Genomic DNA, 12,491 nt, shown 5'->3' on the forward strand with positions numbered 1-12,491 from the left:
ATGGCTGAAGTTATTTTCAACAAATTGCAAAAAGTGTACTCCAACGGCTTCCAGGCGGTTCATGGTATCGACCTGAAAATTGAAGACGGTGAGTTCATGGTTATCGTCGGCCCATCTGGCTGCGCGAAATCAACCACCCTGCGTATGCTGGCGGGCCTCGAAACCATCAGCGGCGGTGAAGTTCGCATCGGCGACCGTGTCGTCAACAACCTGGCTCCAAAATCTCGCGGAATTGCGATGGTGTTCCAGAACTACGCCCTGTATCCGCACATGACGGTGCGTGAGAACCTGGCGTTCGGCCTGAAACTGAGCAAATTGCCAAAAGATCAGATTGAAACTCAAGTTAATGACGCTGCAAAAATTCTTGAACTCGATGAGCTGATGGACCGCCTGCCGCGCCAGCTGTCAGGCGGGCAGGCACAACGTGTGGCCGTAGGCCGTGCGATTGTGAAAAAACCCGACGTGTTCTTGTTTGACGAACCGCTGTCTAACCTTGATGCCAAGCTGCGTGCGTCGATGCGTATTCGTATCTCTGACCTGCATAAGCAACTCAAGAAGAGCGGCAAACCGGCCACCACCGTTTACGTGACCCACGATCAGACCGAAGCGATGACCATGGGTGACCGCATCTGCGTGATGAAACTCGGTCACATCATGCAGGTGGACACGCCAGATAACCTCTATCACTACCCGAAAAATATGTTCGTGGCAGGCTTTATTGGCGCGCCAGAAATGAACATTCGCCCGAGTAAGCTGATTGAGAAAGAGGGTCGTCTGCAAATCAGCGTCGGTCATGACACGCTTGCCCTGAATGAGCGCCAGCAGAAGCGTTGTGCTGAATACAAAGATCAGGACATCTTCTTCGGCATCCGTCCTGAATTTATTTCTCTCTCAGATGAACCGTTCGCTGACAGCCACTCCAGCGGTGAAATGGTACGTGTGGAGAACATGGGCCATGAGTTCTTCATCTACCTGAAAGTAGCTGATTTCGAAATGACCTGCCGCATCCCTTCCGATGAAGCTAAGCCAATAATTGAAAAGGGTCTTCACCGCAAGGTGTATTTCAAATTTGACATGGAAAAATGTCATATTTTCGACGCAAAAACAGAACAGAACATCTCTCTCTGACAGGAGTCTATGATAATGAAAAAAGTGCTGTTAAGTACCCTGATTGCCTCCACACTCGGCATGGCTGCTGGCTCGGCGTTTGCGGCAGATGACGTTGATTTACGTATGTCCTGGTGGGGCGGTAATGGACGCCATCAGGTGACGTTAAAGGCAGTTGAAGAGTTCCAGAAACAACATCCAAACATTAAGGTGAAGTCTGAATACACCGGTTGGGACGGCCACTTGTCCCGTCTGACCACCCAGATTGCTGGCGGCACAGAACCGGACGTGATGCAGACAAACTGGAACTGGCTGCCTATTTTCTCTAAAACCGGCACCGGCTTCTACGATCTGAATACCGTGAAAGATGAGCTGAATTTAGCGCAGTTTGATCCTAAAGAATTGCAGTCGACGACCGTCGATGGAAAGCTGAACGGTATTCCGATTTCCGTCACCGCGCGCGTGTTCTATTTCAATGACGAAACCTGGAAAAAAGCGGGCATCGCTTACCCGAAAACATGGGATGAGCTGATGGCGGCGGGTAAAACCTTCGAATCCAAACTGGGCAAGCAGTACTTCCCGGTGGTGTTAGAGCATCAGGATACGCTGTCTTTGCTGCGCTCTTATATGGTGCAGAAATACAATATTCCAGAAATCGACACGACGAAAAAACAGTTCGGTTACAGCAAAGAACAGTGGGTTGAGTTCTTTGGAATGTATAAGAAACTCATCGACAGCCACGTGATGCCTGACACCAAATACTATGCCTCATTTGGTAAGAGCAACATGTATGAGATGAAGCCGTGGATTGAGGGCGAGTGGGCCGGTACTTACATGTGGAACTCCACCATTAAGAAGTATTCCGACAACCTTAAGCCACCAGCGAAACTGGAACTGGGCTCTTACCCAATGCTGCCAGGTGCCACTGACGCCGGTCTGTTCTTCAAACCTGCGCAAATGTTCTCTATCAGTAAAACGACTAAGCATCCGAAAGAAGCAGCGATGCTGATTAACTTCTTGCTGAACGAGAAAGCGGGTGTAGAAGCGCTGGGTCTGGAGCGTGGTGTTCCGTTAAGCAAAGCCGCTGTCACCCAATTGACTGCTGACGGCGTGATCAAAGATAACGATCCGGCGGTTGCAGGTCTGAAACTGGCGCAATCTCTGCCAAACAAACTACCAACGTCCCCGTACTTTGACGATCCGCAAATTGTGTCCCTGTTCGGTACCTCTTTGCAGTACATCGATTATGGTCAGAAAACGGTAGAAGAAACGGCTGCTGAGTTTGAGCGCCAGGGTAACCGGATTCTGAAGCGCGCAATGCGTTAATTATTCCTGGTTCCAGGTGTTATGTATGGCCCCGCTTGCGGGGCTTTTTTAGTTCTGAAGAACGTGATTTATATTGAAAATAGCGAAGGTTCCGTTCACCAGAAGAACTCCGGTATATGGAACCACCGAACCGGTGAACGTCATAGGGGAGCCGCCGTCGCTCCCCTATGGACCCCGACTCCCGGCAAATAAATCGCCGCTGCGCGGTAAACACCGTTTTTCACCCAACATTCGCGGTCGTTCGCGATTCGTTCCCGACGATCGCTCTCTTTCGCCGCTCCCGGCGGCTCAACCACGACTGAAGGGCAAAAAACGGTGCGATTTAAGCCGGAACCAAAGTCAACGTCAAAACCTAAGGTCAAATGCCAAACCGGTTTTGACCTTGTTCCCGGTATAAATTGCCCCAGCGTTCCCCATAAGTCAGGGTGGCGTGGTCGGGAACCACGCCAGTGAGCGATCGCCTGGAGCGAATCGCGAACGACCCTGAACGTTGGGGATAAGCTGGGGTTTACCGCGCAGCGGCAATTTAAAGACCGGGCGCCGGGGTTGCCAGGGGGCTGGCGTGAGCCACCTGGCACGTTCACCGTTAACAACAGTTACAGAGATAATCAAATGCGCGGGTGAACGGAAAAACAACGGAGTATGAAGAGATAACCCTGATAAATATCCAATGAAAAAAGCCCCCAGTCCAACCTGAACTGAGGGCCTTCAAACAATAAAACGTATGCAGAATTAACGCGCTAACCAGCCGCCATCAACAGCAACGGTGTAACCGTTGATATAATCAGAAGCAGTGGACGCCAGGAACACGATTGGCCCTTTCAGATCTTCTGGCAGACCCCAACGGCCAGCAGGGATACGCTCAAGAATGGCAGCGCTACGCTCTTCATCAGCACGCAATTGCTGGGTGTTGTTAGTTGCCATATAGCCCGGAGCGATAGCATTCACGTTGATACCGTGTTGTGCCCACTCGTTCGCCAGCAGACGGGTCACGCCCATCACTGCGCTTTTAGACGCGGTGTAAGAAGGAACGCGGATGCCACCCTGGTAAGAAAGCATGGAAGCGATGTTAATGATTTTGCCGCCTTTGCCTTGAGCAATGAACTGGCGAGCAACAGCCTGAGACATGAAGAATACGCTCTTGATGTTCAGGTTCATGACATCGTCCCAGTCTTTTTCGCTGAAGTTGATCGCATCTTCACGACGAATCAAACCGGCGTTGTTCACCAGGATATCGATTTGGCCGTATTCAGCAACAGCACGCTCCAGCAGCGCTGGAATACCATCGATCTGACGCAGGTCAGCGGTAAGGCTCAGGAAGCGGCGACCCAGAGCAGTAACACGCTCGATAGTTTCAGCCGGCTCAACGATGTTAATACCAACGATGTCACAACCCGCTTCAGCAAGACCGATAGCCATGCCCTGGCCCAGACCTGTATCACAGCCAGTAACAACAGCAACTTTACCTTCCAGGGAGAACGAATCCAAAATCATGTAGGTTTCCTTTTTTATACGGGCCTGCTGTTAGCGCAAGCATTTTGGGGAAAATTTTATTCGCGCTAACTGCGCGTTTCAGAAATCACTTACGGTAAAAATACTGTTCCGTAATCTTTGATGGGTTAATAGTAATCTTGTTGAAACTGCTTTTCAAATATAAATGAAACGTTGTTTCAACTTTTAGAGGATACTTATCAAATTTGATATTGGGATCACGGTTAGCCTCCGCTCCCCTCCTGCCGACCTCTTTGTATTCCTGATGAATTGTGAGATGAGTTGCGGTTTAGTGAATGCAATCACACACTTTGAAACAATGTTTTGATAAATTGATACCAATTGTTCAAACATGAATTTCAACAGATTACATGGAGGAAGTTATGGCTAAAGGTATGCGGGTTAAACTGGTTTACGAAGTGAGCCAGGACCCAGACACAGGCGTCGAAGTTACCCGCCTAACGCCACCAGAAGTGACGTGTCATCGTAATTACTTCTATCAAAAGTGCTTTACCAATGATGGCAGTAAGTTACTGTTTGCTGGAGAATTTGATGGCAACTGGAACTACTATCTGCTGGATATCGCTGCGGGCGAAGCGGTGCAATTAACTGAAGGCACCGGCGACAATACGTTTGGTGGTTTCCTCTCCCCGGATGACAAATCCCTCTATTACGTGAAAAACGAACGCACGTTACTTGAAGTCAATCTTGAGACTCAGGTTGAACGAGAAGTTTATCGCGTACCGGCGGATTGGGTCGGTTACGGCACCTGGGTTGCTAACAGCGATTGCACCAAGTTAGTCGGTATCGAAATTTCTAAAGACGATTGGGTTCCGTTGAACGACTGGAAAATCTTCCACGACTTCTTCCACAAAGGACCCCACTGCCGCCTGCTGCGAGTTGATCTGCAAACCGGCGAAAGTGCTGTGATCCACCAGGAGAAAAACTGGCTCGGCCATCCAATTTATCGCCCATTCGATGACAATACCGTCGCATTCTGCCATGAAGGTCCACATGATCTGGTTGATGCGCGTATGTGGATGGTCAACGAAGATGGCAGCAACGTGCGTAAAGTAAAAGAACATGCGGAAGGTGAAAGCTGCACGCATGAGTTCTGGGTGCCAAACGGTTCATCTTTGATATACGTTTCTTACCTGAAAGGTCAGCAAGGTCGTACCATTTATAGCTACAACCCAGAAACGGGTGTTAACGCAGAAGTGATGCAGATGCCAGCGTGTTCCCATCTGATGAGTAACTTTGATGGCACGTTGTTAGTCGGTGATGGTTCCGGTACGCCAGTGGATGTGAAAGACACCGGCGGTTACACCATCGACAACGACCCGTATTTGTATGCCTTCGATGTGGCGAAAAAAGCCTGGTTCCGCGTCGCACGCCACGATACATCCTGGGCCACGTTTGCAAATAGCCGCCAGGTCACGCATCCACATCCTTCATTTACGCCGGATGATAGCGCGATTCTTTTCAGCTCTGATAAAGACGGTAAGCCTGCACTGTATATTGCGAAAATGCCCGCTAACCCAGAATTAATCTCAGCCAAATAATGTATGTGCCCTGTAAGGCCTTTGCCCTCTCTTAATCGGGAGGGCTTTTTTATATGCCTCTCATACTTCCAACCAATAAAAAAGCCCCCGCGAATTGCAGAGGCCTTGAGAGAAATTAAAAATTAGAAAGAGTACGCCACACCTACACGATAACGCGTCTGGCGTTCATCAGTAGATTTACTCCCCGCAACGTTACCTAATTCTGCATACGGCGCCCAGTTCTTATCGATTTTATAAGCCACCTTCACGTTATATTCATCTGAGTCTTTGTCGTTATTAGAACGAATTTGATGCTCACTCTTCGCATAAACATAGTTCAACTCGGTACGCCAGTCACCGAGAGCAAAACCAGCCCAGAGATCGCCACGATTCACTTTATCGTCTTCATTTTTAGTATTGTCATTCGGATAACGGGTATATTCAAAACGATAACGTGCCGCAACATAAAAACCATTATCGAAGCTATATTGCGCATGTAAGTAAGGCTTCCAGGTGGTTTTGCTGTCGTTACTGTCAATATTTAAACCCGGTGTCAGAGCAATATTCTCTGTCGCTTTCCAACGCCAGTTAATGGATTCTTCATGGCCGCTGCCAACAATGTCACTAAATGGCTGGTCTTTATCCGTGCCGCCAGATTTCCATTTAGCTTCCACACCGAATCCAAGGCCGTTAGCGAAACGGTGAGATACCGCTACACGGTCGCCATTGGAGCCAGCATCAACATATTCGTGACGTAAATCAACAGTGACGGCTTGCGCAGCAATACTCACACCACAGAGAACAACCACGCCCAGAGCTTTCTTCAACATAATCGCATTCCCTTTATTGAAATATTGTTTCATTTTTATGAAACTGAATTTTATTTATAATTAAACAATATTTTAGTGATCGAGATCGTAAATACTTATGTCAAAATACACACCTGGTAATCTTCGTGACGACTATCAACAAAACAAAGATCAAAACCTATTGTTTAGCGATCAACATCACAATCAATCGCTCAAAAACACAAATAAAACATTATTTCAATAATGTTTTATTTGATTTACATAAGAATAATCCTGATTTGGCTTTAGTCAGAAAATGAGTGTGAAGCTATTAGGATTGAAATAATACCGCATGGAACACTGTCTATTTTATTATAAAAAAGACAGATAACCACAAAGCATGAGAGGGTAAATTAATGAGTCAGGATGGATATTAAGTGGGAATAATGTGATCTAATTAAATAAAACCACAGCAGAATGTGACGTATTTAAAATAAAAAGCACCTTTATCGTAAAGGTGCTTTTTGTTTAGGTAAGAATATTTAATGTAAGCACGCTACTTCAAGATGCAGGTAGGCGGCAATGGAGTGAATCCCGATGAGCTTACTAAAGTAAGTGATTCGGGTGAACGAGAGCAGCCAACACCCCTGCATCTTGAAGGAGCTTGATTAATCGCGCTCTATGGCCAAAGCCACACCCTGCCCACCACCAATACACAATGTTGCCAGCCCCTTTTTGGCATCGCGTTTGATCATCTCATGAACCAGCGAAACCAGGATACGGCAGCCTGACGCGCCAATAGGATGCCCAAGCGCCAGTGCACCACCGTTAACATTGACCTTACGCTCATCCCATTCCAGCATTTTGCCAACAGATAGCGCTTGTGCCGCAAACGCTTCATTTGCTTCGATAAGATCCAATTCATCGAGCGTCCAGCCTGCACGATCAAGGCAGCGCCGTGTTGCCGTCACGGGTGCAATCCCCATGTAGGCGGGGTCGACACCGACGCTGGCAAAAGCCCGGATGCGCGCCAAAACAGGCAAATTCAACTCTTCCGCTTTACTGGCGCTCATCATTAACACGGCGGCTGCGCCATCATTAATCGAAGAGGCATTTCCGGCAGTCACGCTGCCCAGGCTATCAAACGTTGGGCGCAACTGCGCCAGGGCTTCCGCGCTGGCATCGGTTTGCGGTTGTTCGTCGGTATCGACAATGACCGATTGACCGGCATTAAGCTCGACCGTCACCGGCACAATTTCATCTTTAAAACGCCCGGCATCAATTGCCGCCCGCGCTTTGTGCTGCGACGCCAACGCATAGGCATCCTGGCTTTCACGGCTAATACCGTACTCACGGGCAAGGTTTTCTGCGGTGACGCCCATATGGTAATCATTGAATGCATCCCACAGCCCGTCATGCACCAGACTGTCGATAAGCTGGCTATTTCCCAAACCAGCGCCATTGCGGCTGTCAGCCAGCACGTGCGGTGCCCGGCTCATATTCTCCTGGCCCCCGGCAATCACGACATCCGCTTCACCGCATTGAATAGCCTGGGTCGCCAGGTGCAACGCTTTTAGACCGGAACCACACACATCATTGATGGTGATAGCCGAAACTGACCACGGTAAACCGCTATTTAACGCGGTTTGTCGTGCGGGATTTTGGCCCGCGCCTGCGGTCAGCACCTGGCCAAGAATCACTTCGTCGACTTCTTGTTCGCTAACGCCACTGCGTTCAAGCAGCGCTTTCACTACCGCACTGCCCAGTTCTGAGGCACTGCGTGGGGCTAACGCCCCCTGAAAGCAGCCTATGGGCGTACGCGCGGCTCCCACGATGACGACATCTTTCATTGTATTCTCGCAAAACCCGTCATAATTCAAGCGGCCTCTTTGTTGGCTGCGCTCACGCGCCCAGGTCACTTACTCATGTAAGCTCCCAGGGACTTGTTCTCTTGCCGCCGCGATGCCACTCGAATTATTTTGGGTTGATAATGAGGTTAATAATCATGACCCCGGCGATGTGCCTTTTCGAGATACATCGCCGTATCGGCTTCACGCAAAGCCGTATCGTGGTCTGTCTCAGCCGGATTGACCGCGACGACGCCGATACTCGGGCCTGCATAATTAATCACACTGGAATGTAGCTGAAACTCGCCGGTCAGCAAGTTCGCGAGGCGAATGTTGAAGGCCTGCGCAGCATGTTGTACTTCGTCAGTATCTGACGGCCCAAATCCCGCCACGATAAACTCATCGCCACCGACGCGGCCAATGACCTCGTCAGGGCGAGTGCCCTTTTGCAAACGCTGGCCTATTTCACACAAGAAGTCATCGCCAGCTTCATGACCATGGATATCATTAATTTCTTTGAAATCATCGAGATCGGCAAAGGCCAGCAGCACATAACGCGCTTCCTTTCTGGCCCTGGAAAAGAGTTTTGGTAATTGCTCAAACACCGCCCGGCGATTGGGTAATCCCGTCAGCTCATCAGTATAACTGGCGGCTGTCAGCGCGATATTTGCCTGCTGTAACTGCTGCAACAGCCGCTCATTCTGAATCTGCTGAGCAATCAGCTGCGCAAAGAGTTGCAGCACTTGTTCACTGCGCTCGTTCAACACTCGGGTTTCTGAGCTGGCCGCGCAAAGCGTGCCATAAAGGGAGCCATCAGCAAGCGTCACAGGCGTACTGACATACGTCGTGATCCCCAACGCTTTCGCAGCCTGGGAATCGCCCCAAATATTGGCAACATCACTGGTATAGCGCCTTCCTTCATCCAGAGCACGTTTGCAAAGCGTATCGCCCCAGGGCACCGAAAGCCCTTCAGGGATCTGCATTTGTCGGGTGTTACGGGAAAACAGGATATGTTGGAAGCTGCCATCCGGTTCAATGCGAGTCAGGTAAGTTGACTCCATATTGGTGACCAGTTCGAGCATTTCAAGCAGCTGTCGGACAAGACCTTCGAGGGTATATTCAGATTCTAACGCCGTGGAAATGCGCTCGATAAGATTGTCGGACATAAAGCAGAATTACCTTTTTAAAATTATGCATAGACGAAAGCGGTGTTCAGGCTCGTTTCTAACATATTTTAAATACAACTTCCCCTACCGGATATGACATTTGAGATATGGCACGTGACGGTCGTCGGAGGGATAAGCAAGAGCGACATCCCCCTTCGAACGAATGGCCTACCAACTTAACAACGGGCTAAAACTCTTATCCTTCACTAATGCACGTAACGCCGGTAACGTGCTGCAAAGCTGTACCAGTTCAGGCAGAGGGAAAATATCACTCGCCTGTAGCGTCACATTTTCCAGCTCGCCCCAGAAATGCCATCCCTCGTCCACCTTGCTGGCAGGCACCCATAAATGAAGATGCAACCCCTGCTCGGGTTCATCAGGTAACCCTAGCCATTGGCTAAAACGTGGAATATCAGGGGTTTCATCATCCACCAGCGCACAACGCTGTACCTGGGCGGCAGGAATATAGAAGTACTGCGCCCCAAGCGTGATGCGCACTGCTGCAAGTTTAAGAGAGTGGGCCATAACCACTGGTTTCCAGATAACGCTCAAAAATTAAATTCAAATCCAGCAGGGCGTAATACTCAGACCCTATCGGAACAATCCCTACCACAACTTCCTGCATCGCGGCCGATAAAGGTTCAGCGGCAGGATGAATCAGACTTTCAGCGACATCCAGCACATCCACTAACTTATCGACCAGGATCCCGCTTTGCATTTTCTGCCCGCGCCCCATCAGGATCGAGCGCTTGCCCACGCTATCCGACGCAGGCGCTTCAACCAGTTGATTAATGTTAATCACTGACTCAACGCGCCCCCGGTGATTGATCACCCCTTCAAGCGTTGGCGGGCAACCGGGCACCCAGGACACCGGACGGTCAGCGAGGATCTCTTTGATTTGTGCGCCATAAAAAGCAAAATTTTTATCCGCGACTTTGAATAACACCAGGCTGCACTGCGGCTCGTCAACATTGGCAATTTCGCGGTTTTCGTCCTGATAGTGACTGAGGATTTGCTCTAATTGCTCGCTCATGCGACTTCCTTATCGTCAGCCAGGCAATAGCGGTTGCGGCCTTGCTGTTTGGCACAATACAACGCCTGATCGGCACGCTCGCGAATGGTTTCGATTTCGTCACCCGGCAGCCAGGACGCAATTCCGGCGCTGAACGTGTTGCTAAAGCGGGTCTGGTTCACCGAGAAGTGGATTTTTTCAAACCCCAGACGTAGCCGTTCCACAACCGCCGCCGCCTGCTCTTTCGTCGTCTTCGGCATAATTATCGCAAACTCTTCCCCGCCGTAACGCCCGACAATATCGGTGCTGCGCAGGCGATGTGAAAATAGTTGTGAAATCCCGAGGATCACCTGGTCACCAGCCACATGGCCGTAAGTATCATTGATGCTTTTGAAGTGATCCAAATCGACCATCACCAGGCTGAAAGGCACGCCGCTATAGTTGGATTCGGTAATCGCGCTTTCCAGATAATGGGTGGTGGTCGAGTGGTTATACAGCCCGGTCAAACTGTCCTGCGACATACGCGCACGCAGGGTACGCATTCTTTCTGCGCGAATAGAGACCGCGTTAATCAGCTCCTGCGGATCAGCCTGCTTGATGATGAAATCTTCCGCCCCGGTGCTCATCGCGCCAAACTGGGTCTTTTTATTGGTTTCGCTGGACAGATAGGCGATGGGTAAACCGATGTGTTGCGGGATCTGGCGGATCAGTTTTGTCAGCTCTTCGCCGCTGAATTCCGGCATATGGAAATCCATCAGCACAATGTCGATCGGATGCGTATTGAGTACATTCAGCAAAAGAGGCACTCGCGTCAAAACGTGGACCTCCATGCCCGCCATCCGCAGCATTTCTGCGTTGTACTGCGCGGCTTCCGGTTCATCATCAATCAACAAAACCTGATACGGCTTTTTCAGCGCAGGCTGCGTTAAACGATGTAGCTCTTGCACCAAATCGGTGGTGGCCGCGGGCTTCACGTAGTAACCATCGCACCCGGCTTTGATCGCATTGATACGGGCATGGAAATGGCTGTGGCAGGAAAGATAGAGCACCGGGAAAGGCGTCCCGACTTTATTTTTCAGATCGGACATCGCCAGCGGGCCGCCGTAAGCGTGTTCGGGGAAACTGACGTCCATAATCACCACCGACGGAGGCTGCGAGATAACCGCCCTGGTAAAATCAGCCGTGTTGGTGAAGACATAACAAATAAAGCCAAAACAGCGTAACTGCGTCGCCAGCAGTTCAGCCTGTTCGCTTTCATCATCACACAGGTAGACGGGCTTGATGGTACGGTTAATCGCGACTTCTTCCTCGCCTGAGGCGGCAATCGGGAATTTAACCAGCGCATCGCCTCCGCGACGTGCGCTTTCCGCCTGCTCTTGCGTCAATGCATACAACTGTTTAATGAGTTGCTCAAGCTTCTGGAATAGCACCTGCTCAAGGGCTTGATTCACTAACAAATGTTCACCTTCAGCCGCCAGGCTGGAGATTTTAGTAAAGCCAAACGAAGCGCTGGTTCCATGAATGCTGTGCAAGAGCAGATGCAGTTGCTTGCTGTCGGTTTCATTGGGTTGAGCAATTAATTTGCCCAACAACACTTCCGACTGATTCAGCATCGTGGGAATGCGTTCCAAAAAGCGCTGGCGTAAGCGGGCAATTTTATCCTGAGCAGTATTCATCGTTGTTTGCGTCAATTCTTGTTTCATCATGAGTGAGTCAGCTATTCAGCCGCGTTGGCAGGCAACAGTGTTTGATTCGCTAATAATTCATTCACTACAACCACCAATCTCTCAGCCATATTTTCGTCCTTCTGCACCCAACAATCGGGAATAACGGTAATGTCTGTCAACTCGCTGGCGCTGAGTAAAATAAACGGTTTAGACCAGCCGTTAGCCCGCAACATTTCTAATAGATCCAGCCCGGTAATGTCCGGCATATGGAAATCACTGATAACCAAATCGATATCGTTGTCAGAATCTATATTGGCTAATGCGGTCATCGCGCTTTCAGCAATAATCACTTCATAGCCACTCATTTCCAGAAATACTGAAGCCAGTTCTGCCGCGAACAAATCATCATCAACTAGTAATACACGCATCTCTTTTCTCACTTATTCCCGTCGCCCTTCAAGACGCAGGGTTGTTGGCTGCTCTCGTTTACCCGAATCACTTACTTCAGTAAGCTCATCGGGATTCACTCGATTGCCGCCTACCTGT

The 12,491-nt window shown here is 49.7% G+C and carries 12 protein-coding genes; 3 read left to right on the forward strand and 9 right to left on the reverse strand.

The window, feature by feature from the left end; all coding sequences use genetic code 11:
* Together BSPA111_RS07265 and BSPA111_RS07270 are read left to right on the forward strand one after the other, a co-directional pair.
* Complete coding sequence (locus tag BSPA111_RS07265) at nucleotides 1–1,128, forward strand: ABC transporter ATP-binding protein (protein ID WP_183270502.1); 1,128 nt, start codon at nucleotides 1–3, stop codon at nucleotides 1,126–1,128.
* A gap of 15 nt (nucleotides 1,129–1,143) precedes the next feature.
* Nucleotides 1,144–2,433, forward strand: coding sequence for an ABC transporter substrate-binding protein (locus BSPA111_RS07270; protein ID WP_183270503.1), 1,290 nt, complete (start codon nucleotides 1,144–1,146; stop codon nucleotides 2,431–2,433).
* A 140-nt stretch (nucleotides 2,434–2,573) separates the two neighbouring features.
* Here BSPA111_RS07270 and BSPA111_RS07275 read toward each other — a convergent pair whose 3' ends face one another.
* Both BSPA111_RS07275 and kduD read right to left on the reverse strand, forming a co-directional pair.
* Nucleotides 2,574–2,795: a hypothetical protein gene (locus BSPA111_RS07275; protein WP_183270504.1), complete on the reverse strand. Its 222-nt coding sequence runs from the start codon at nucleotides 2,793–2,795 to the stop codon at nucleotides 2,574–2,576.
* A 370-nt stretch (nucleotides 2,796–3,165) separates the two neighbouring features.
* Complete coding sequence (gene kduD / locus BSPA111_RS07280) at nucleotides 3,166–3,927, reverse strand: 2-dehydro-3-deoxy-D-gluconate 5-dehydrogenase KduD (protein WP_183270505.1); 762 nt, start codon at nucleotides 3,925–3,927, stop codon at nucleotides 3,166–3,168.
* A 380-nt stretch (nucleotides 3,928–4,307) separates the two neighbouring features.
* Here kduD and BSPA111_RS07285 point away from each other — a divergent pair, with 380 nt between their 5' ends.
* Nucleotides 4,308–5,486, forward strand: a complete 1,179-nt coding sequence (locus tag BSPA111_RS07285; RefSeq protein WP_183270506.1) for an oligogalacturonate lyase family protein — start codon at nucleotides 4,308–4,310, stop codon at nucleotides 5,484–5,486.
* A 122-nt stretch (nucleotides 5,487–5,608) separates the two neighbouring features.
* Here the strand turns inward: BSPA111_RS07285 and BSPA111_RS07290 are convergent, their stop codons facing one another.
* The 7 genes from BSPA111_RS07290 to BSPA111_RS07320 form a co-directional block, all read right to left on the reverse strand.
* Entirely contained in the window at nucleotides 5,609–6,295 is a 687-nt protein-coding gene (locus tag BSPA111_RS07290) for an oligogalacturonate-specific porin KdgM family protein (RefSeq protein WP_183270507.1), read from the reverse strand.
* Between the two features lie 626 nt (nucleotides 6,296–6,921).
* Complete coding sequence (locus BSPA111_RS07295; RefSeq protein WP_183270508.1) at nucleotides 6,922–8,103, reverse strand: acetyl-CoA C-acetyltransferase; 1,182 nt, start codon at nucleotides 8,101–8,103, stop codon at nucleotides 6,922–6,924.
* 146 nt (nucleotides 8,104–8,249) lie between these two features.
* Nucleotides 8,250–9,266 (reverse strand): sensor domain-containing diguanylate cyclase, encoded by a 1,017-nt coding sequence (locus BSPA111_RS07300; protein ID WP_183270509.1) that lies wholly within the window; start codon nucleotides 9,264–9,266, stop codon nucleotides 8,250–8,252.
* Nucleotides 9,267–9,434: 168 nt separating this feature from the next.
* Entirely contained in the window at nucleotides 9,435–9,791 is a 357-nt protein-coding gene (locus BSPA111_RS07305) for a hypothetical protein (RefSeq protein ID WP_183270510.1), read from the reverse strand.
* A complete protein-coding gene (locus BSPA111_RS07310; protein WP_183270511.1) occupies nucleotides 9,775–10,299 on the reverse strand; it encodes a chemotaxis protein CheW in 525 nt (174 codons plus the stop codon). The genes BSPA111_RS07305 and BSPA111_RS07310 overlap by 17 nt, the downstream gene beginning before the upstream one ends.
* Nucleotides 10,296–11,984 (reverse strand): diguanylate cyclase, encoded by a 1,689-nt coding sequence (locus BSPA111_RS07315; RefSeq protein WP_255459248.1) that lies wholly within the window; start codon nucleotides 11,982–11,984, stop codon nucleotides 10,296–10,298. Before BSPA111_RS07315 ends, BSPA111_RS07310 begins: the two co-directional genes overlap by 4 nt.
* Before the next feature lie 11 nt (nucleotides 11,985–11,995).
* Nucleotides 11,996–12,373 carry a response regulator gene (locus tag BSPA111_RS07320; RefSeq protein ID WP_183270512.1) on the reverse strand — a complete coding sequence of 126 codons (378 nt, stop codon included), beginning with the start codon at nucleotides 12,371–12,373 and terminating at the stop codon, nucleotides 11,996–11,998.
* Nucleotides 12,374–12,491 lie beyond the last annotated feature (118 nt).

The organism is Buttiauxella sp. A111 (genome assembly GCF_014189855.1).
GTDB classification, from domain to species: domain Bacteria; phylum Pseudomonadota; class Gammaproteobacteria; order Enterobacterales; family Enterobacteriaceae; genus Buttiauxella; species Buttiauxella selenatireducens.

What these genes read in the sequence shown, in the direction of transcription:
- BSPA111_RS07265 (WP_183270502.1), top strand. Translation starts at nt 1, where the DNA reads ATGGCTGAAGTTATTTTCAACAAATTGCAAAAAGTGTACTCCAACGGC.
- BSPA111_RS07270 (WP_183270503.1), top strand. Translation starts at nt 1,144, where the DNA reads ATGAAAAAAGTGCTGTTAAGTACCCTGATTGCCTCCACACTCGGCATG.
- kduD (WP_183270505.1), bottom strand. Translation starts at nt 3,927, where the DNA reads ATGATTTTGGATTCGTTCTCCCTGGAAGGTAAAGTTGCTGTTGTTACT.
- BSPA111_RS07285 (WP_183270506.1), top strand. Translation starts at nt 4,308, where the DNA reads ATGGCTAAAGGTATGCGGGTTAAACTGGTTTACGAAGTGAGCCAGGAC.
- BSPA111_RS07290 (WP_183270507.1), bottom strand. Translation starts at nt 6,295, where the DNA reads ATGTTGAAGAAAGCTCTGGGCGTGGTTGTTCTCTGTGGTGTGAGTATT.
- BSPA111_RS07295 (WP_183270508.1), bottom strand. Translation starts at nt 8,103, where the DNA reads ATGAAAGATGTCGTCATCGTGGGAGCCGCGCGTACGCCCATAGGCTGC.
- BSPA111_RS07300 (WP_183270509.1), bottom strand. Translation starts at nt 9,266, where the DNA reads ATGTCCGACAATCTTATCGAGCGCATTTCCACGGCGTTAGAATCTGAA.
- BSPA111_RS07305 (WP_183270510.1), bottom strand. Translation starts at nt 9,791, where the DNA reads ATGGCCCACTCTCTTAAACTTGCAGCAGTGCGCATCACGCTTGGGGCG.
- BSPA111_RS07310 (WP_183270511.1), bottom strand. Translation starts at nt 10,299, where the DNA reads ATGAGCGAGCAATTAGAGCAAATCCTCAGTCACTATCAGGACGAAAAC.
- BSPA111_RS07315 (WP_255459248.1), bottom strand. Translation starts at nt 11,984, where the DNA reads ATGATGAAACAAGAATTGACGCAAACAACGATGAATACTGCTCAGGAT.
- BSPA111_RS07320 (WP_183270512.1), bottom strand. Translation starts at nt 12,373, where the DNA reads ATGCGTGTATTACTAGTTGATGATGATTTGTTCGCGGCAGAACTGGCT.